The following is a 20,737-nucleotide window of genomic DNA, read 5'->3' on the forward strand; positions in this document are numbered from 1 at the left end:
TTTAAATGGTTCTATTCAGAAAAAGCCTGTTATTCACTGTGTTCTCATTATTTTTTAGAAAAAAATAAATAAATAGGGCTATGACTGAGATAAAAGCGTTTGTTTACGTAAGAGATAGAAAGAGCGTGGGACAAAAATCACTTTGGATTTTTGCGCCACGCTCAAAAACTGATAAACGGCGGGAACAGAAGCAACTCCTCCTTATTTCTCGGAGTTAAACACTTCTGTCCCGACCTCGTTCTATCTCTATTAAATCAGCGGAACGTTGTTTAACGTTTTTCCGCAGTGACACCCACCGTTGCCCATGGATTATCTTTCGTATCAACTGCCCAAGTAAAGTCAACTACACGGTCGTTGACAGGCAAGACTTCATTTCTGTAAAGCGTTGGGATTACAAACGCTTCATCAATGGCATACTCTTGCCAATCGTAGAAGGCTTTTTTACGTTTTTCTTCATCAAATGATGCTTTTGAATCGATCGCATCAAGTAATTTAGTATTTTCTTCTGACTCAAAACGTGTGTAGTTAAAGGCTGAGTTTGGACCATATAAGCCGGTTGGTGAAGGATCTGAACCTGTGCCCCACGCGCCTTGATAGATATCTACTTCTGGATCATCATTTTTCAATTTATCATAGAATGCTTGGAAATCAATTAAGCGTCCTGTTGTATACGTTACGTTTAAGCCAATTTCTTTCCATTGTTGGACATAGTAATCAGCAAGTGGTTGTGCAGTTTCGCCGCCTGACATTGAAGCAAACTTGATTTCTAGTGGTTTGCCTTCTTTGTCTTCGCGAATGCCATCGCCGTCTACGTCTTTATAACCAGCATCATCTAATAATTTTTTCGCTTTGTCTAAATCAAGCGTATAGCCTTTCGCTTCGCTATCATGCAAGCTCTTGAAGACTGGTGGAATTAACGTTGTTGCCCCTGTTCGTAAGCCGTTGTAGAATTTTTGGCCGACTGCATCATTGTCAATTGCATAGCCCATGGCTTGACGTAAGCTTTTATCTGCCATTTTAGCTTTTGGATTGTATTTCACTGTATTTGTTTCTTTGTCAAACGTACCCATTTTAAAGCCAATATACGTGTAGGCTTGTTCGGGACGTCCTAAGATTTGATACCCTTCAGTATCTTTGTAGGTTGGATACGTATCTGTTGGCATTGATAATGCAATATCGTATTGTTTCGCTTTCATCGCTTCTACAATGCTCGCAGAAGGAACAGATTTGAACACTAATTTATCTAATTTAGGTTTGCCACCGTAGTAATACTCATTTGGTAGGTATTCAACAGATTCACCTGTCACAATATTACTCATGTAGTATGGTCCAATAGTCACAGGGTTTTTACGAACTGCATCGCTTGATTCCATGTCTTTAACAGCAATTCCTTCAAAGGCATGTTTTGGTAAAACTGAACCCCAAACACCGCCACCTAATTGTTGCATTCCTGGGTGAACTTCTTTGTAAGTGATTTTAACTTCTTTATCATTGACTTTTTCTATGCCAGAAATGGTTGGCGATTTACCATCATGGTAGTCTTCCATACCAACAATATTCGTAAAGTTATCATCATAACGAATCCCTGTATAGTCTTTATGACCAATGACTTCATAAGAGAAAATCACGTCATCTGCCGTCACATCTTTACCGTCAGACCATTTCAAATTGTCACGTAATTTAATGGTTGCTGTATTGGCATCTTCATCTAATTTCAGATCTGCAGGACCCCCATCGACAATCTTAAAGTCTGCATCATTGTTAAATAATGGCTGTACCGTTGGAAGCATGTATTGTGCATCATAGTTGTCTTGATAAAATTCTTGCTGGAAAAGTCCTTGGAATTGTGTATCCATAACTACAGCGACATCTAATGTCCCGCCATCAATTGCTTTTTTATCATTTTTAACAGCGATTGGCATTTTTGAAATGTCTTCTGTTTCCGTTGCTTTATTGCCCCCGCCTTTATTACCGCCACCACATGCAGCTAACCCGAATACTAACACAGAAGCTAACGTGATTGCACCTAAAATCCGTTTCTTGTTCATCTCTTTTCCTCCCTCATTTTTTGGCTAATTAGCCTAATCGTTGTCGTGCATCTGCTGAGCGCTTAAATGCTTGTCCAACATAGTTTATACTTAACATCAAGACTAAAATTAGAATTGATGCAGGTAACCAAACCCATTGTTTATTGACTAATACATCCCCACTGCTGGCGTAGCCAATTAAGGTTCCTAAACTTGGGACACTTTGTGGTAACCCGAAGCCTAAGAAAGTTAACGTTGTTTCGATCCCGATATTGGCCGCGAAATTAATCGTTAAGTTCGTAATAATTAATGAACTTAAATTCGGCATAATTTCTCGAAACATAATTTTAAAATCGCTTGTTCCCATTGTCTTAGAGGCACTAACGTAATCTCGGCGCCCTTCAGATAACGTTTTACTGCGGAACAACCGCGCTTTTCCAACCCAATAAAACGCACACATAATCCAAATAAAGGACCAGATACTATATTTAGGAATCACGGAAACGAACACAATAATAATTAACATAATTGGCAAAATCATAATAAAATCCACGATACGCATCAAAATATTATCAATCATGCCTCCATAATAACCGGAAATAATCCCTAAACCGACCCCGATAATAGACGTAATAATCGTAATGGCAAAACCGATTAAAATCGAGTTTCTAGCCCCGATAATCAATTGTCCTAAAACATCACGACCCCCTTCATCGGCACCTAAAATGAACTTGGTGCCATTCATTGTAACGGTACCTGGTTCCGCATATTTATCTAAAATACTTACATGCATAACGGCACTTTGGTCTAACACTAACGAACCGATAAAAACGGCTAATAAGATAATGACCAAAAGGATTAAAGAAAACATCGCCATTTTTTCTTTGACGAATTCTCGCGCAATCATCCGAAAGCCCATTGGTGGAATACTTTCTTGTAAGACTTCTTCTCTTTTTTCTTCTGTCAATTCCATTTTTATCACCCTTTCTTCGTGTTTTTTCTACTGAATTCGAATTCTTGGATCAACAATACTCATTACAATATCAGAAATTAAGGTTCCGATAAGGGTTGCCAATCCCAAAATCAACACGAGAGCGGTAATAACGGAATAGTCACGTTGAATGATACTATCAATAAATAATTTTCCAATTCCTGGGAAAGCAAAAATCTTTTCAATAACGACTGATCCGGCAATCAAAGCAGTAATTTCATAACCTAATTGAGAGGCAATTGGTAATGCTGCATTTCTAAAAATGTGTCGATTAAAAATTTTATTCGTTGGCACTCCTTTTGAACGAGCAGTACGAACAAAGTCCATGTTTTTAACATCAATCACTTCACTGCGCAAATATTGAATAGTGACCGCTGTCCCTAGCAACGCTTGAGTGACCCCTGGTAAAATTAAATGCTTCAGTTTATCTAAATAATACGGCCACGTTCCCTCAGCCAAACCAACAGTCACGGTTCCACTCGTTGGGAACCAGTCTAAGCGATACCCAAAAATAAAGAGCATAATCAAGGCAAAGATGAATAATGGTACGGCAAAACTGAAGAAGTTGTAGATAACCACCATTTTGTCAAACCATGAATTTTGGTAACGGCCAGCAATTAAACCGAAAGGAATGGCGATTAAATACGTGATTATAACTGACACAGCGGCCAATGCAATCGTATTCCCCACCCGACCAGCAATGAGCGTGGACACAGGTAATTTAAAGATAAAACTATGACCAAAATCTCCATGTAAGGCATTGCCAATCCAACGGAAATATTGTTCGTACCAAGGATCATTTAACCCGGCAGCTTCGCGCATGGCTTCAATCACTTTCGGGTCTTGGTTCGGATTAATCAATCCTGTAAACGGATCACCAGGCATCATTTTAGCCAACAGGAAAATCAAGACACTTAAAATAATCACTTGCGGAATCATCAATAACAAACGGCGTAAAATTGTTTTCCACATTATTCAGCACCTCCATTTTTTAACGCTACTTGGTGGGTTGGACTAATCGAATGTAAGTTATAAACCCGCCCATTTTCATCATAATAGTCTTTATGATTTTCCCGATACTCTTGCTCAACTCTTCTTCGTTCTTCTTTATGAGCTTCTCGGTTCGCTACGTCAATTTTAGGAATTGCTGAAAGTAAGCGTTTGGTATAAATGTGTTGTGGATTAGTGTAAATATCTTGGCGTGTACCGATTTCTACAAAACGGCCTTTGTACATAATGGCAATGTTGTCACACATATGTTTAACTACGCCCAAATCATGGGAAATAAATAAGTAACTTAACCCATATTCCTGTTGAATGTTCTTCATAAAATTCAATACCTGTGCTTGCACAGATAAGTCCAGTGCTGAAACAGGTTCATCTGCAATAATTAATTTGGGGCTGGTAGCCACCGCTCGGGCGACGCCTAAACGTTGGCGTTGTCCACCAGAAAATTCATGAGGATATTTGTACAACGCATCTTCTGGCATCCCCACAATGTCCAACAAACTTTTGACTTTTTTCTTTTCTTCTTGGTCACTTAACCGTTCAAAATTTCGAATTGGTTCGGCGATAATATCTAGTACTCGTTTTTTAGGGTTTAAACTTGACATCGAATCTTGGAAAATCATTTGGACATCTTTGTTGTATCCGATCGCTTTTCGACTTCGCGGCTTGGTTACATCTTGTCCTTGATAAATAATTTCACCATTTGTAATTTTTTCTAAACCAATAATTGCTTTTCCTGTCGTTGATTTTCCAGAACCCGATTCACCAACTAACCCATACGTTTTACCTTGTTCAATCATGAAATCCACACCATCAACCGCCAAAACATGATCAGTGATTCGATTGAAGAAGCCGCTGCGAATTGGATAATGAACTTTTAAATCTTTAATTTGAATAATTTCTGTCATTACGCTTCCCCTTCCCCGTCTCTAAAATGAAAATGTTTATAACATGTACAACGAACAAAATGATTCGGTGCAACTTCATGTAATGTTGGATTTTCTTCATGTTCCGATGCATCAATCCAAGGAATTCGTGGGGCAAACCGACAACCTTTTCTAGGTAATTTGGTTAACGAAGGAACAATCCCTTCAATCACATGAAGTTCTTCTTCATCGGAATTCTCTTGGGGAATGGACTGAAGTAAGGAACGTGTATATGGATGTTTCGGATGACTAAACAATTCTTCAGCAGTGGCTACTTCTACAAACTGACCCGCATACATAACCGCTACACGATCAGCCATTTCCGCAACTACACCTAAGTCATGGGTAATTAAAATAATGCCGCTCCCTGTTTCTTCTTGCAAATCTTTTAACAAATCGAGAATTTGTGCCTGAATGGTAACGTCTAAGGCCGTTGTTGGTTCATCTGCAATTAAAATCGGTGGTTTACACGCGATTGCAATGGCAATAATCACCCGTTGGCGCATGCCGCCAGACAATTCATGAGGATACTGTTTCCCGACACGCTCTGGGTTGGGAATCCCCACTTGATCTAACAGTTCAATGGCCCGTGCTTGTTTTTGTTGTGCGGTCATTTTGGTATGATACGTGAGACTTTCTTTAATTTGGTCTTCAATTCGCATGAGCGGATTCAGTGCAGACAACGGATCTTGGAAAATCATCCCAATATCGTTTCCTCTGACTTTATTGTACAATGTTTCATTAAACGTAGTTAAGTTTAAATTGTTGTATAAAATTTCCCCAGTAATTTTGGTATGATTGGGATCATGTAAGCCCATAATCGTTGTTGCTAAGGTACTTTTTCCACAACCAGATTCTCCGACGATTGCTAGAATCTCATTTTTCTTCAATTCAAATGAAATATCATCGACGGCATTATAATAATCATCTTTGATTCTAAATGCTGTTTCTAATCCTGAAACCTCTAGTAATTGTTCATTTCCTTGCATCCATACGCACCCCTTACGTCCTTTCAAAAACATTATATAAATTAACTAATATTTAATGATAGCACTTTCTAATTTTTATCAATGTTAATTTACAGCTCATTGTTTTTTCATAATTTTATAGAATTATTCCATAAAAAGCAAGATAAAATAACTTTTTTCGCAGTTATTTTTTTACATGTATGATTTTTTTTTACAAAAATATGTGTAAAAATAGCCTTATTGCTTAATAAAATAACCATTATGTACGCAAAAAAAGTCGATCAACACGAATGTCAATCGACTTTGTCTTATTATTTTTTATGAATTACTCACAATATAATCTACAGCGGCACCAACTGTTTCAATTTTTTCTGCATCTTCATCTGAAATCTCTGTTCCAAATTCATCTTCAAGTTCTAAAACAAACTCCATTACGCTAATTGAGTCAGCGTTCAAATCATCTTTAATGTTTAATTGATCTGTTACTTGATCCGCTTCAATATCAAAGTGGTTTGAGATAATCTTCGCTACTTTTTGAAGTACTTCTTCACGAGTCAACTGTATTCACCTCCACTGCTTTTGAAAAAAGGTTCTTTCTTTTACTAAAACGCTAAGATACATTGTACTCACAATTTGGGTATTTGTCCATCTTTTTTTCATTTGAGTAACAAACTGATGTCAAGACAATTGCAAATTACTCTGCTTTGCCTTCATAATATTCCACTAATTGTGGGACAACTTGGGTTTCTAACATTGTATGAATTTGACGAATGGTGTAGCGGACGGCATCAGGACCCGTGGCCCCATGCGTTTTAATGACTGGCGCTTTTAAGCCAAATAAAACCGCTCCCCCATGTTTTGAGTAGTCCATTTCGTCTTTCATGCCACGCAACGCATTCTTTAATAATAAGGCACCCATTTTTCCTTTGACACCTTCAGAAAGAATCGCTGTTTTCAGCAAGCTCATCATGTTCATAGCTGTGCCTTCGATAGATTTTAAAACGGCATTCCCTGTGAAGCCATCTGTCACCACCACGTCAGCTACGCCATTTAATAATTCTCGTGCTTCAACGTTTCCGACAAAATTAATCGTTTCATCTGCTGCTAACAATTCGAAGGCTTTTTTCGTTAATTCACTGCCTTTTGTTTCCTCAGTTCCGTTATTTAATAGACCAACACGAGGATTCTGAACGTTCCGAACTTTTTCAGCATAGAATGAACCTAAAACGGCATACTGAACCAAATGTTCTGGTTTATTGTCTGCATTGGCTCCTAAATCTAACATGTCAAACCCTTTGTCTGGTTCTCCCATGACAGGTAAAGTTGACATCAAACCGGGACGTTCCACATTTTTGATGCGGCCGACAATGAACAGACCCGCTGCTAATAGCGCTCCGGTGTTACCGGCAGAAAAAATCGCATCGGCTTCCCCATTTTTAACTGCTTGCGCTGCTAAAACCATGGAAGCAGTTTTCTTACGACGGATTGCCTTCACTGGCTCATCGTCACTAGCAATTTTTTCATCGGTATGAATAATCGTAATGTTTTTTTCATCGGTGATGTATTTTTTTATTTCGGCTTCTTTTCCATATAATTGAAATTCAATGTCTGGGAAGTCTTGTTTGGCTAGCATAACCCCTTCAACAATCGCTTGTGGGGCGTTATCTCCACCCATTGCATCTACAGCAATTTTCATGAGTGATTCCCTCCTACTTTTTTGTTTCCTAACAAGTATAACATATTTTTTTCAAAGAAATACGCATTGGCTTTTACTTTCTGGCTTCAAAAATTACCTCTTCTAATCGAAAAATTGGGCCGCCTCACCTTGGGGTTTCACTCGATTGGCTAAGGCTTGATAAGCAGGATATTGCCACCACTCTTTCACTTGCCATAGGGCACTTGCTTCTTGGCGCGCAACTTCTAAAATATTAAAGTCCGTCACGATATCTCCTACCGCAAATTGAGGCACCCCTGATTGCCGTGCACCGAACACTTCCCCAGGTCCGCGAAGTTCCAAATCACGCTCACTCAAGACAAAACCATTGGTGGTTTCTGTCATGATTTTCATACGCTCAACGCCCATTTCATTTTTCGGATTGGCCACTAAAATACAATAAGATGCACTGGAGCCACGCCCCACACGGCCCCGTAACTGATGTAACTGTGCTAACCCAAACCGGTCCGCATCCATAATTAACATCACCGTGGCATTTGGTACATTCACGCCAACTTCAATAACGGTGGTAGAAACCAGTAATTGTAGCTGATTGTCTTTGAACTCCTGCATAATGTCATCTTTTTCTTGGTTTTTCATTTTACCATGTAGTAATCCCACTTGATATCTTGGGGAATAAAAGCTTTGCATATGTTCAAAAATTTCTGTTGCATTTTTCACATCTAAGGCTTCCGATTCTTCAATCAAGGGACAAATAATATAGGCTTGATGTCCTCGAGCCAACTCTTTTTCCATCCATTCTAAAACAGTATCTAACTGCGGCGGCCGAATCCAACGTGTTTCGATTGGAATCCGTCCAGCTGGCATTTCATCAATGATTGATACATCCATTTCGCCATAGGCTGTAATGGCCAGCGTTCGAGGAATCGGAGTGGCCGTCATAAATAAAACATCTGGTTTTAAGCCTTTTTCTCTTAATATTTTTCTCTGATTCACACCAAAACGATGTTGCTCATCGGTGATTACCAAACCTAATTGATGGAAACTGACATCTTGTTGTATCAAAGCATGGGTCCCTACCACAATGTCAATCTCGCCATTGGCCAGTTCTTCGAGAATTAGACGACGTTCTTTCGTTTTGGTGGAACCTGTTAATAAGGCCGTTCGCACTTCTAATGGATCAAACAACTGCTGTAAGCTTTCCATGTGTTGTTGCGCTAAAATTTCAGTTGGAACCATCAACGCTCCTTGAAAGCCAGCGGTCATGGTGGCGTATAGCGCAATCGCAGCCACTACCGTTTTCCCACTCCCCACGTCACCTTGAAGCAATCGTTGCATATGCTTCGGACTTCGCAAGTCTCGACAAATTTCATTGGTCACTTTTTTTTGGGCGCCTGTCAATTCAAACGGCAGTCCTTGGGTAAACGTTTTTAAGCGATCCACGTCATATTGAATGGCTAAGCCATTTTTTTCCGCTTTTTCTTGTTTCTTCAATCCTTGCATTTTAAGTTGGAAAAGGAAAAACTCTTCAAAGACTACTCGCCGTTTGGCTTGATGGCTTTCTTCTGGATTACTGGGAAAATGCATCGCCCACATTGCTTCTTTTCTAGGCATCAAGCGGTACTTTTCTAATAAATCATTCGGTAAAATCTCTTCAATCAGCGAACCATACTCTTCAAAAGCAGTGCGGATTAACTGAACCAACGTGCTTTGGCGGACTTTTTTATTCACATGATAAATGGGGGCGAAATCTTCATTGTCTCCTTTAGAAGCTAAGATTTTCATGCCATTTAATGATTTTCTCTTGGCATCCCATTTGCCATAAACAGCAATTTCTTCGGAAAGAACTACTTTGTCTTTTAAAAAAGGTTGATTGAAGAAGGAAACATTAATGACCGCATGTTCTTGCATCATTCGAAACGTTAACCGGCTCTTCTTATAACCGTACCGACTAACGACTGCTTCCGAAACCACTAGCCCTTTTAGCGTAACTTTTTCCTGATCCTGAATCTCGCTTAAATCCTTTTCTTGGATATCATCGTAGCGGAAGGGATAATACGTCAATAAGTCTTCAATTGTAACAATCCCCAGTTCTTGTAAATTTTCAGCACGTTTTGGGCCAACACCGGGCAATACGCTGACTAAATCTGTGATGTCCATAAAATCCCCTCCTCATTAATATACGCAAAAAAATGGATCATTCATTAAATAGGCTGGTTCATTAGCCCTAACTAATGAACCAGCCTATTCGTTTTTATTTTTTCATCACGAAAACCTATTCTGCTGAGAATAAGTATGGATACACAGGTTGTCCACCTTCATGAAGTTCTGTTTCTAGTTCATCGTTTTCAGAAACTAAAATAGCGATTAGCTTTTCAGCTTCTTCAACTGAACCATCTTCGCCGACAATAATTGTCACGATTTCAGTGTCTTCATCAATCATGCGGTTCAACGTGTCTAATGATGCATTAAAACGATCTGCTTCAGAAACGACGATTTTACCATCAATCATTCCTAAGAAGTCATCTTTTTTAATTTCAACGTCATCAATGGTTGTGTCACGAACAGCTGTGGTTACTTGACCACTCACAACGCTGTCTAACATTTCCGTCATACTTGCTTTGTTTTCTTCTAATGATTGTTGATCATTGAAAGCTAACATTGCTGTCATTCCTTGAGAAATGGTTTTAGATGGAACAACCGCTACTGGTACATCGGCAACTTCTGCTGCTTGATCAGCCGCCATAAAGATGTTTTTGTTGTTTGGTAAAATAATGACTTGCTCTGCATTCACTTCTTTAACTGCTTTTAAAATATCTTCCGTACTTGGGTTCATTGTTTGGCCACCACTAATAATGTAGCTTGCACCTAAACTTCGGAATAATTCTTGAACGCCTTCACCGGCTGCAATAGCAATCACAGCAAACGGTACGCGAACTTTTTCAGTCAACGCTTTTTGCTGAGCATCGCGTTCAACTAACGTTTCATGTTGTAAACGCATATTGTCTACTTTTATTTTTACTAACGAACCAAATTTTTGGCCGTAGTTCATCACTTCACCTGGATGCTCAGTGTGTACGTGAACTTTGATAATTTCGTCATCGTTAACGACTAATAGAGAATCGCCTAGTTCATTTAAGTAGTTTCTGAATGTTTCATAATCAAAAGCGCTGTCCACGGTTGGGCCTTCGCCGATACGAACCATAATTTCTGTACAATAGCCAAATTTAATGTCTTCTGTCGCAACGTGGCCACTAACACCACGGTGATGTTCAGCATTAACCATTTCGTCCATTTCGGCAGGACTTGGTTCATACGTTTCAGTTGGTAAAAATTCGCCACTAAGCGCTTCTAAAAATCCTTCATAGATAAATAGTAGTCCTTGACCCCCACTATCTACAACGCCGACTTCTTTTAGGACAGGTAATAAATCAGGTGTTTTCGCTAAGGCACGTTTAGCGCCTGCTACAACAGCTGTCATAACTTCGATACAGTCATCTGTTTCTTTCGCTTTACGTTCACCAGAACGCGCCGCTTCACGAGAAACTGTTAAGATTGTTCCTTCAACGGGTTTCATCACTGCTTTATACGCTGTTTCTACACCATGTGTAAAGGCAGCGGCCAAGTCTTTGGCATTTAATGTTGTAACCTCAGGAATTTGTTTTGAGAAGCCGCGGAATAATTGAGATAAAATAACCCCAGAGTTTCCACGAGCACCCATTAATAACCCTTTGGATAACGCACCTGCTAATTCTCCTACTTTTTCAGAGCGAGAATCGGCCACAGCCTTTGCACCACTGGTCATTGATAAGTTCATATTTGTTCCTGTATCACCATCGGGTACAGGGAAAACGTTTAATGAGTTGACATATTCTGCATTTGTGTGCAGACGAGTCGCACCTGCCTGGACCATTTCCTGGAACTGACCTGCGCTGATTTCTGTTACATTCACCTAAAAAATCCTCCTTCAGATTTACCGCTAACGGCAACACACGACTTCCTTGTGCAATTGCATCGTTGACAGTACACTACCTCTAATCCGGTAATACACGAACTCCTTGAACAAAAACGTTAACTGAATTCGCAGTGACACCTAATAATGTTTCAAGATTATATTTTACTTTTTCTTGGACGTTACGAGAAACTTCAGAAATTTTTGTACCATAACTAACAATCGTGTAGACATCCACTGCGATTCCGTTGTCTTCTTGACGAACAACGACACCACGTGAGTAATTCTCACGACGTAAAATATCGTTTAAGTTATCTTTAATTTGATTTTTGCTTGCCATTCCGACAATTCCGTAAATATCTGTCGCAGCTCCGCCAACTACTGTAGCGATCACATCATTGGTAATCTCAATGGTACCTGCGGGTGTTTGAATTTTTACAGCCATTGATGAAAGCCTCCTTATAAGAGCACATTCGCCCTATTTTCTTCCATAACATTTTATCATATCCAGCCTTTAATTAAAAGGAAGTTCGTCAGATATTTTCATTCTTCCACTTCTAAGTGAACATTCTAGCAAGATTTCAATTTACTCTTTTTGATTGCTAAAGTCAAATCATAGAAAAAAATCTTCTTGCAAATCAGTGCCTAATATGATAAATTAAGTTAGTATGAGCTGAATATTATCGCTCCAAGATCAAGGCAAAGGAGGAAACTTAAAATGGCAAAAGTATGTTACTTCACTGGTCGTAAGACTTCAAGTGGTAATAACCGTTCACATGCGATGAACTCAACAAAACGCACTGTGAAACCTAACTTACAAAAAGTTCGCGTATTAATCGATGGTAAACCTAAAAAAGTTTGGGTGTCAACTCGTGCTTTGAAATCTGGTAAAATCGAACGTGTTTAATAAACTTAAATAAGCAAAGCTGGACGTTCGTTGTTCGGCTTTTTTTATTGCATAAAAAAGAAGTTGGACCTTCAGCACTTTGCTGAAGGTTCAACTTCTTTTTACTTGTCTTTACTTTGAATAACCGCAATCATCCCTGCATCGAAGGAAAAAGCAGCGGCTTCTTCGATAAATTCATTACTTGCATACGATGTTGGGTAAGGAACATCTTGATTGGTTAATAAATATTTACTGCGTCGTAGCGTCAAGTTTTCTACAGGCGTCAAACAGCAGTAGGCCAGATATTCTTTATCTGGCTCTTTCTGTACGATATACGAACCAGGGGCGTAATACTGGATGCTATTTTGACGATCGCATAGACGAATTTGGCGAAGTACACCTTGAAATCGTGGTTCAAAGGGTAACCAAAGATTGGCTAACAGGTGGTCAATTCTGCCCCCTGTTGCACCGATAATCGTCATCTCTGCTTGTGGAAATCGTTGTAAAGCTTCTTGAAGTGCTAATTGTGTGTCTGTATCATCTTTTTCAGCAGGTGCTTGGATAAGTGTTTCGGCAGTTTCTTGGACAAAATGGTATTCTTCTCGTGATAATGAATCAAAATCGCCCACCGCTAATTGTAACGGTAAATCGGCCTCTAATAAATGGAGACAGCCGCGATCAATACCTACAAAATAATCATACGTAGCTGGTTCAATGGTTGGCCAATCACTTGGCTCACCGCCAGCTACCAGTAAGACACGACTCATTTGTCTAGCACTGCTCTCAGTGCATCGATTCGTTCTTGAGGATTTTCAGCATTATAAATGTAGGAGCCTGCAACAAACACTTCCGCACCAGCTTCTTTGCAGCGTGCGGCAGTTTCAGGAACAATCCCGCCATCGACTTCAATTTCATAGGTGTATCCTTTTGTTTCTTTCCATTCTTTTAATTGAGCAATTTTTTCTAGTGAGTTTTCAATAAATGATTGTCCGCCAAAGCCTGGATTGACAGTCATTACCAAGACTTGATCTGCCAAGTCTAATACATTTTCGATCATCGAAAGTGGTGTCCCAGGATTGATGGTTACGCCAGCTTTCACACCCGCATTTTTAATCATTTGTAAGGCACGATGAATATGGGGTGTTGCTTCTTGATGGACAGTAATAATATCCGCACCGGCTTCCGCAAAGGCATTGATATAATTTTCAGGTTGTACAATCATCAAATGAACATCCAATGGTAGTTTTGTCACTGGACGAATCGCTGAAACGATATTCGGCCCTAAGGTAATGTTGGGCACAAATTGACCGTCCATGACATCAACATGAATATAATCTGCTCCTAATTCTTCTACTAAACGGATATCTCTTTCTAAATTGGCAAAATCGGCACTTAAAATGGATGGTGCTAGTTTCATTTGGCTCGCTCCCTTTATATTTGCTATGATTTTTTCTTATAAACAGGTCGTCGATTCTCGATTTCCATTAAAAACTGTAAATAATTTTCGTAACGACTCGTCGCAATGGTTCCCGCTTCCACTTGGCGTTTCACTTCACAACCAGGTTCTTTGTGGTGCATACATTCACGAAACTTACAGTGAGAGGCCGCGGCAACAAATTCAGGAAATTGCTTTGGTAATTCCACTGCTTCCATCTCCAAGAAATCGATGGCACTAAATCCTGGTGTATCAGCAACCAAACCGTCGTATAACGGAATCAATTCCACGTGACGGGTCGTATGTTTGCCCCGTCCTAAAGATTGGGAAATTTCCGCAGTTGCTAGTTGTAATTCTGGTGAAATTTGATTCAACAATGTTGATTTTCCAGCGCCTGATTGTCCCATAAAAACAGTCAACCGTTCTGGGAAAAAGCGTTCTAATTCTTTGGTGGCTTCTACGTCTTCCGAAGCGATCACCGCATAACCTAACGCTTCATAAATCTGTTTAATTTCAGTGACTTCTTGACGTTGCGGCTCATCTAATAGATCAACTTTCGTTAAATAAATAACTGGTTCTATATCCTTATACTCTAAGCTGACTAAGAAACGATCCAACAAATTAAACGAAAAATTTGGCGAAACCATACTCATGACAACCACACCTAGATCCACATTTGCAACAGGCGGGCGCACTAATTCATTTCGTCTTGGTAAAATTTCCAACACATAACCATCTGTTAAATTATCGCTTTCAAAAAGTACTTCATCTCCCACGAGTGGCGTAATTTTTCGATTACGAAAATTCCCTCGCGCTCTTGTTTGATATGTTTCTCCATCTGCGTATACATAATAAAAACCGCTTAACGCTTTTCTGATTTGACCTTTCAGATAAACCACTCCTAACTACTTTCGAATATACAGGATAGTGGCAGAGAAATCAATAGAGCCTCTCGATTCTATTAATTAAAAAGAGCCTAGGACATAAGTCGAAATGACTTACCTTCCTAGACTTAAATCTTAAGATAAACGGCGGGACAGGAGCAGCTTCTTCAGAAATAAGCCGAAATTCCTCGAAAGACGAAAAGCATCTTTCGGAAATTTCTTCTTATTTCTTGAAGCTAAACACTCCTGTCCCAACCTCTTGTCTTAATTACTCGTACTACTTTCACTAGTGGTGCTTTTTGAATCATTTGCTTTTGAATAATAAACCGTAACAGCGTCGCCTTTTTTGACTTTGCTGCCAGCGGATGGACTGGTTCGTTCAACGACTTGCCCGTCGCCAGAGCCAGATAACCCTTGTTCATTGATTTTAAGACCAGCGTTATTGATGCTGTCTTCTGCAGCTTTTGGCGAATAGCCTGAAATATCGGGAACAGTTACTGAGTCGCTGCCTTTGCTGACATGTAAAGTAATCGTGTCATTTTTCGGATCAACAGCGGTACCAGAAGCTGGTTCTTGACTAATCACGGTATCTTTTTCAACTTTGTCGCTTTCTTCGTCCACTCGTTTAATTTGAGATTCTGGGATACCTAAAGCAATTAAGCGACTTACCGCATTATCATAAGAAATTCCGCTATAATCAGAAAGTGTCACTTTGTCGCTACCTTTACTTACATATAATGTCACTTGACCATTTTTAGGTACTACGGTGCCCCCTGGTGCGGGGTCTTGCGTAATGACTAAACCTGGTTCTACCGTATCGCTTGCTTGGTCGACACGCGTAATTTGAGATTCAGAAATACCTAATTGTGCCAGTGCATTTACTGCATTTGTGTAAGAATAACCGGCGTAACTAGGCAAAGTAACCGCTTCTGGTCCTTCACTGACCGTTAAAGTGACGTTGTCTTTTTTCGGATCAACTTTTTTACCTGCAGCTGGTTTTTGTTTAATAATGTTATCTGTAGACACAGAATCACTGTATTCTTTTTTCGTTGTAATTTGGTCTTCTGAAAACCCTAGTTTTTTCAAGGCTTCGACAGCAGATTCATACGATTCCTTTGTATAATCGGCCATCTCAATTTTTTCTGTTCCAGAGCTGATATATAAAGTAACAGATCGGCCTTTTTTCACAGATGATTTTGCTTCGGGGTCTGTTTTGACCACCTTGCCTTCTTCAATCTTATCGTCGGGAATTTTTTTGGTTTCACTATCGACTTTCAGCCCGGCACTTTGTAGCGCTTGTGAAGCGGCCGCTTTCGTTTCATTTGTAACATCAGGAACTTCAACGTCTTTACCGCCCGACATTGCAAAGGCTAAGCCACCTATTGCTAAAGCAATTAATGCCGCAATTGCTAAGCCAATCCACAATTTTTTGCGGTTTTTCTTCGGTGGTTGTTCAGCTAAAATGTCATCTGCGGTATCTTCTGGAACTTCGACAGGCGTTGTCTCTTCCGGTTCAGCGATGTCTTCGGGAATCGGAGTTAATACTTTCGTTTCTCCTAATAAAGCCGTTGGTTCCCACGCAGGTTCGTTTAAACGACTGGCTGACAAGGACGTGTATAAGTCTTCTGCCATCTCATTCGCTGTTTTGTAGCGATCGCTTGGGTCTTTTGCGGTTGCGTGACGAACCACATTTTCCAATGATTGAGGAATCCCTGGATCAAACATTTTGACAGAAGGAATTTCTTCTTGAAAATGTTTTAAGGCAATCGTTACGGCTGATTCACCATCAAACGGTACATTCCCCGTTAGCATTTCATAGAGAATAATTCCCACAGCGTAAATATCTGATTGGTTGGTCGCCATGCTTCCGCGCGCTTGTTCTGGCGATAAGTAATGCACCGAACCTAACATTGTGTTCGTTTGCGTAATTGACGTTTCTGACAAGGCAATCGCAATCCCAAAGTCAGTAATTTTGACTGTGCCGTGTTCGTCAATCAGAATGTTTTGCGGTTTTAAATCCCGGTGAATAATTCTATGTTCATGTGCCATTGCGACAGCAGATAAAATTTGTTGCGTAATGTCCACAACTGTGGAATAAGGAATTGGGAAATGCGTTTGGATGTAACGTTTTAAGTCCATTCCTTTCACATATTCCATGACTAAATATTGTAGTCCATCTTCTTCGCCTACATCGTACACACTGACGATATTCGGGTGAACCAGCTCAGTTGCGGCTAGTGCTTCACGCTGAAAACGTCGGATGGCGGCTTGATCATTTTGGAAGTCAAAGCGCAAGACTTTTACTGCAACGTCTCGGTCTAAAATTAAATCGTGTGCTAAATAGACGTTGGCCATGCCGCCACTTCCGATGCTGCCAATAATGTGATATCGACCATTCAGCTTCTTGCCGATTTCTATCATTGGTTTTCCTCCTTCTGTTCGTCAAAGTGTATCACTAACACGGTAATGTTATCTAAACCACCCGCTTCATTTGCTTGAGCAACGAGTTGGCTTAATTTGGATTCTAAGGGATCTGACGTCTCTAAAATTTCTAAAATTTTTGTCTCAGGAACCATATTGGTTAAACCGTCCGAACATAACAGTAAATAGTCATTAGGCAGCCATTCATGATTGGTTACATCGACTTCGACAGTGCCAGGCATTCCCAAAGAACGTGTTAGGACATTTTTTCGTGGATGATTTGCAGCCATCTCACGAGTAATCTCCCCTGATTTTACTAGTTCATTCACTAAAGAATGATCTTCTGTTAATTGTAACATGTGTTGGTCACGAACTAAATAAGCACGACTATCCCCCACATTTGCTAAGACAAATGAATCCGGTAAAAGAATGGCACCAACCACGGTTGTCCCCATTCCTAAATACTCTGGTTTCGATTGTCCGCGTTCATAAATTTTTTCATTTTCCTTTTGAATTGCTTGAATTAACCACTGTGCAGATTTTTCAGCTGAGTCGACAGACGCATTGGACCAACTCTCACCTAAATTATTGACTGCCATTTGGCTAGCGACATCACCTGCTTGGTGGCCACCCATGCCATCTGCTAAAACAGCAAAGGTTATGTGTTGTTGGTTCTCAAAAACGTTGGCATAATCTTGGTTCGTATTTCTTTTGCGACCGACATCTGATTGAACGTTGATTTCCAAATTATTTCACCTCATTTGAACTAACTTTCCGCATACAGCAAATAAAGAAGCCATCTGTCATGTATTGATGGGGATACAGAACCAGTTCTTGCTCTTTTACTACTGCTTGGACGTTTTCATTTGCAACAATTTCAATTTTTTCAAATTCAGGGTGTTTGGCTAAAAAGGCTGCCACTACTTCCTGATTTTCTTCTGGCGTAATAGTACAAGTGCTATAGACCATTATACCCCATTGTTTTAGTGTTGGGGCAACACTTTCTAAGATTTCTAACTGAATTTTAGGTAAATTTTGAAAATCATTGGCCGTTTTATGGTATTTAATGTCTGGTTTACGGCGCATTAGCCCTAAGCCTGAACATGGTGCATCAACTAAAATCCGATCAAAGGTTTCTGCGGGAAATTCTTCGGCCACTTGTCGCGCATCAAGCTTTTCTGCTTGGACGACATCCGCCACATGGAGGCGTTGCGCATTTTCATTAATTAGCTTAATTTTGTGCGCATGAATATCTAAAGAAGTCACACGACCACCTGCTTCAGCCTCTAAAAAAGTTGCGATATGAGTCGTTTTGCCACCAGGAGCCGCACAAGCATCCAAGACACGATGATGCGGTTCAATTTGCATCGCTGGAGCCACGAGCATAGAGCTTTCATCTTGAATGGTTAAACAACCGTTAATAAACAGTTCACTGCCAGCTAAGTAGCCTTTTTCAGCGACAACACCATAAGGGGAAAGTTGACTTTCCTTCGCGGCAATCCCTGTTTCTTGTAATTCTTCCAGCGCTTCTTCTCGTGAAATAAACCGCGTGTTTACTCGACCACTCGCATGACTTTTTTCAAATAATGACAAACCTAACTGCCGTGTTTCTTCTTCGCCTAATTGGGCAAGTAATTTTTCTGTTAACCAACGTGGCATGCTAATTTCCGTGGCTAAACGATCAACTGGATCGCTAATTGCTGCCAAACTAGGTGCTCCATTTCGTTGGAACGCCCGCAGCACGCCATTCACGAATTTACCAATCCCAGGATTGCCACGACGTTTGCCAATTTCAACCGCTTCATTAATGACTGCATGATCGGGCACTTTATCTAAATAAAGTAATTGATATAACGATAAAATCAATAAATTTTTCACCCAATTATCGACTTTTTGCGGTTTCTTAACAAATGGTGTTAAGTAGTATTCCAACAATAATTTGCGACTAATTGTGCCGTAGACAAGTTCTGTAAACAAGCGGCCATCTTTCTCGCTTAGTTCTGATTTTGTCATCATTTCATTAAGTAAAAGATTGGAGTACGCCCCACCTTTATCCACACGTTCGATGGTTTCTAAAGCAACGTATCGAACAGAACGTTTTAATTTCTTGGGGATTTTTTCAGCCATTTTTGTTAGTCCACCTTATCTTTTTCTGCGACATTTTGACCAACGCCATTTAAAAATTCTTGAATCGTTAATTGACCTTTACCTGCTGGTTGCAGGCGATCAATTTGAAGGACTGTCCCTTCACCACAAGCAATCCACAGCGCTTTTTTACTACGTTGGATAATCGTTCCTGGGGCGCTGGTTGTTGTTTCAGTCAGTGGTGTCACTGCCCAAATTTTCCAGTTGGTCCCTTGGTAGGTTGTGAACGCTGTTGGCCAAGGACGCATACCACGCACTTGGTTATCAATTGCCTCAGCGGTTTTTTGCCAGTCAATTCGTTCTTGTTCTCGAGTAATATTTGGTGAAAAAGTAGCCTCTTCTTCCACTTGTGGAATAGGCGTAATTTCGCCAGCAATTAGCTTAGGTAACGTCTCTAATAAAAGTTCTTTTCCTAGAATGCTTAATTTTTCAAACATGGTGCCTACATCATCTTGTTTCGTAATCGGAATTGCACGTTGCGATAAAATCGCGCCAGCATCCATTTTTTTCACCATTTCCATAATCGTGACGCCTGTTTCTTTTTCTCCTTCAATAATCGAGTAATGTACAGGTGCGCCGCCACGATATTTTGGTAAAAGTGAGGCATGGACATTAATCGCACCTAGTTTGGGCGCTTTTAAAATTTTCTCTGGTAAAAATTGCCCAAAGGCTGCTGTCACAATTACATCTGGTGCTAAGTCAATCACTTTTTCCATTTCAGGAGAACCTGAAATTTTCTCTGGTTGTAAGACTAATAAGTTATGTTTTAAAGCTGCTTCTTTGACAGGCGTTGGGGTAATCACTTTTTTTCGGCCAACTGGTCGATCTGGTTGCGTGACAACCGCTTGAACGTCATAGCCTGCCTCGATTAAACTTTCTAAAATCGGAACAGAAAAGGCTGGTGTGCCCATAAATACAATTTTAGTCATCAAAATGTTCCTCCATATACGCTTCTAAATCTTCTGGTGCAATTTTCTCAATCATTTTGTCGATAAATAACTCGCCATTCAAATGATCAATTTCGTGTTGAAAAGCTCGAGCTAAATAGCCGTAAGCCGTAACTTCCATTTCTTCACCTTCACGGTCAAAATAACGGACAGTCACTTCATCTGCTCGTTCAACGGTTCCATATGTTTCTGGAATACTTAAACAGCCTTCCACATCAATACTGGTTCCTTTTTTTTCAATAATCACAGGATTAATTAGTTCAAAACGACCAGATTCTTCATCGATTTCAATCACTGCCATTTGCAAATTTTTCCCAATTTGCGGGGCTGCTAAGCCAATCCCATCATGGGCCAGCATTGTTTCATACATATCCTCTAGTAACTGCACAATTTCATCGGTAATAATCGTCACAGGTTGAGCCTTCATTTTTAAGTGTTCGTTCGGGTGAATCACAACTGGATAGCGCATAAG

At 40.0% G+C, this 20,737-nt stretch carries 19 protein-coding genes; 1 reads left to right on the forward strand and 18 read right to left on the reverse strand.

The features are described from left to right. Positions 1 to 269: 269 nt before the first annotated feature. The 10 genes from opp2A to MKZ30_RS11835 all read right to left on the reverse strand — a co-directional run bounded on the left by opp2A (position 270) and on the right by MKZ30_RS11835 (position 11,992). Positions 270 to 2,048: an oligopeptide ABC transporter substrate-binding protein Opp2A gene (gene opp2A / locus MKZ30_RS11790; protein ID WP_002408275.1), complete on the reverse strand. Its 1,779-nt coding sequence runs from the start codon at positions 2,046 to 2,048 to the stop codon at positions 270 to 272. A 28-nt stretch (positions 2,049 to 2,076) separates the two neighbouring features. Continuing rightward, the gene (opp2C, locus tag MKZ30_RS11795) at positions 2,077 to 3,000 is read right to left on the reverse strand and encodes an oligopeptide ABC transporter permease Opp2C (RefSeq protein ID WP_002365358.1); all 924 of its coding nucleotides are present in this window, start codon (positions 2,998 to 3,000) and stop codon (positions 2,077 to 2,079) included. Between the two features lie 27 nt (positions 3,001 to 3,027). Next, a complete protein-coding gene (gene opp2B, locus MKZ30_RS11800; RefSeq protein WP_002354943.1) occupies positions 3,028 to 3,990 on the reverse strand; it encodes an oligopeptide ABC transporter permease Opp2B in 963 nt (320 codons plus the stop codon). Next, positions 3,990 to 4,934: an oligopeptide ABC transporter ATP-binding protein Opp2F gene (opp2F, locus tag MKZ30_RS11805; protein ID WP_002415658.1), complete on the reverse strand. Its 945-nt coding sequence runs from the start codon at positions 4,932 to 4,934 to the stop codon at positions 3,990 to 3,992. Before opp2F ends, opp2B begins: the two co-directional genes overlap by 1 nt. Next, on the reverse strand, positions 4,934 to 5,974 hold the full coding sequence (gene opp2D / locus MKZ30_RS11810) for an oligopeptide ABC transporter ATP-binding protein Opp2D (protein ID WP_193363059.1): 1,041 nt from the start codon (positions 5,972 to 5,974) through the stop codon (positions 4,934 to 4,936). Before opp2D ends, opp2F begins: the two co-directional genes overlap by 1 nt. A 264-nt stretch (positions 5,975 to 6,238) precedes the next feature. After that, positions 6,239 to 6,478, reverse strand: coding sequence for an acyl carrier protein (gene acpP, locus MKZ30_RS11815; protein ID WP_002354939.1), 240 nt, complete (start codon positions 6,476 to 6,478; stop codon positions 6,239 to 6,241). A 136-nt stretch (positions 6,479 to 6,614) separates the two neighbouring features. Further along, entirely contained in the window at positions 6,615 to 7,616 is a 1,002-nt protein-coding gene (gene plsX / locus MKZ30_RS11820; protein ID WP_002354938.1) for a phosphate acyltransferase PlsX, read from the reverse strand. Positions 7,617 to 7,718: 102 nt separating this feature from the next. After that, positions 7,719 to 9,755: an ATP-dependent DNA helicase RecG gene (gene recG / locus MKZ30_RS11825; RefSeq protein ID WP_033600676.1), complete on the reverse strand. Its 2,037-nt coding sequence runs from the start codon at positions 9,753 to 9,755 to the stop codon at positions 7,719 to 7,721. A 115-nt stretch (positions 9,756 to 9,870) separates the two neighbouring features. Further along, the gene (locus MKZ30_RS11830; RefSeq protein ID WP_033600675.1) at positions 9,871 to 11,547 is read right to left on the reverse strand and encodes a DAK2 domain-containing protein; all 1,677 of its coding nucleotides are present in this window, start codon (positions 11,545 to 11,547) and stop codon (positions 9,871 to 9,873) included. Positions 11,548 to 11,629: 82 nt separating this feature from the next. Further along, positions 11,630 to 11,992 (reverse strand): Asp23/Gls24 family envelope stress response protein, encoded by a 363-nt coding sequence (locus tag MKZ30_RS11835; RefSeq protein ID WP_002354933.1) that lies wholly within the window; start codon positions 11,990 to 11,992, stop codon positions 11,630 to 11,632. Between the two features lie 273 nt (positions 11,993 to 12,265). Between MKZ30_RS11835 and rpmB the strand changes: the two genes are divergently transcribed. Further along, positions 12,266 to 12,454, forward strand: coding sequence for a 50S ribosomal protein L28 (rpmB, locus tag MKZ30_RS11840; RefSeq protein ID WP_002354928.1), 189 nt, complete (start codon positions 12,266 to 12,268; stop codon positions 12,452 to 12,454). A 101-nt stretch (positions 12,455 to 12,555) separates the two neighbouring features. Here the strand turns inward: rpmB and MKZ30_RS11845 are convergent, their stop codons facing one another. From MKZ30_RS11845 to def, 8 genes are all read right to left on the reverse strand, one after another. Then, positions 12,556 to 13,200, reverse strand: a complete 645-nt coding sequence (locus MKZ30_RS11845; RefSeq protein WP_033600674.1) for a thiamine diphosphokinase — start codon at positions 13,198 to 13,200, stop codon at positions 12,556 to 12,558. Next, positions 13,197 to 13,850: a ribulose-phosphate 3-epimerase gene (gene rpe / locus MKZ30_RS11850; RefSeq protein ID WP_002354925.1), complete on the reverse strand. Its 654-nt coding sequence runs from the start codon at positions 13,848 to 13,850 to the stop codon at positions 13,197 to 13,199. Before rpe ends, MKZ30_RS11845 begins: the two co-directional genes overlap by 4 nt. A 23-nt stretch (positions 13,851 to 13,873) precedes the next feature. Continuing rightward, positions 13,874 to 14,767, reverse strand: a complete 894-nt coding sequence (rsgA, locus tag MKZ30_RS11855) for a ribosome small subunit-dependent GTPase A (protein WP_002359046.1) — start codon at positions 14,765 to 14,767, stop codon at positions 13,874 to 13,876. 249 nt (positions 14,768 to 15,016) lie between these two features. Then, the gene (gene ireK / locus MKZ30_RS11860) at positions 15,017 to 17,173 is read right to left on the reverse strand and encodes a serine/threonine protein kinase IreK (RefSeq protein WP_002419611.1); all 2,157 of its coding nucleotides are present in this window, start codon (positions 17,171 to 17,173) and stop codon (positions 15,017 to 15,019) included. Further along, positions 17,170 to 17,919 (reverse strand): Stp1/IreP family PP2C-type Ser/Thr phosphatase, encoded by a 750-nt coding sequence (locus MKZ30_RS11865; RefSeq protein WP_002354922.1) that lies wholly within the window; start codon positions 17,917 to 17,919, stop codon positions 17,170 to 17,172. The genes ireK and MKZ30_RS11865 overlap by 4 nt, the downstream gene beginning before the upstream one ends. A gap of 1 nt (position 17,920) precedes the next feature. Then, positions 17,921 to 19,300, reverse strand: coding sequence for a 16S rRNA (cytosine(967)-C(5))-methyltransferase RsmB (gene rsmB, locus MKZ30_RS11870; RefSeq protein ID WP_002354921.1), 1,380 nt, complete (start codon positions 19,298 to 19,300; stop codon positions 17,921 to 17,923). A 5-nt stretch (positions 19,301 to 19,305) separates the two neighbouring features. Then, positions 19,306 to 20,247 carry a methionyl-tRNA formyltransferase gene (fmt, locus tag MKZ30_RS11875; protein ID WP_002383238.1) on the reverse strand — a complete coding sequence of 314 codons (942 nt, stop codon included), beginning with the start codon at positions 20,245 to 20,247 and terminating at the stop codon, positions 19,306 to 19,308. After that, the gene (gene def / locus MKZ30_RS11880; protein ID WP_002371656.1) at positions 20,240 to 20,734 is read right to left on the reverse strand and encodes a peptide deformylase; all 495 of its coding nucleotides are present in this window, start codon (positions 20,732 to 20,734) and stop codon (positions 20,240 to 20,242) included. Before def ends, fmt begins: the two co-directional genes overlap by 8 nt. Positions 20,735 to 20,737: the final 3 nt, after the last annotated feature.

This window comes from Enterococcus sp. LX10 (genome assembly GCF_023539285.1).
Lineage (GTDB): Bacteria > Bacillota > Bacilli > Lactobacillales > Enterococcaceae > Enterococcus > Enterococcus faecalis.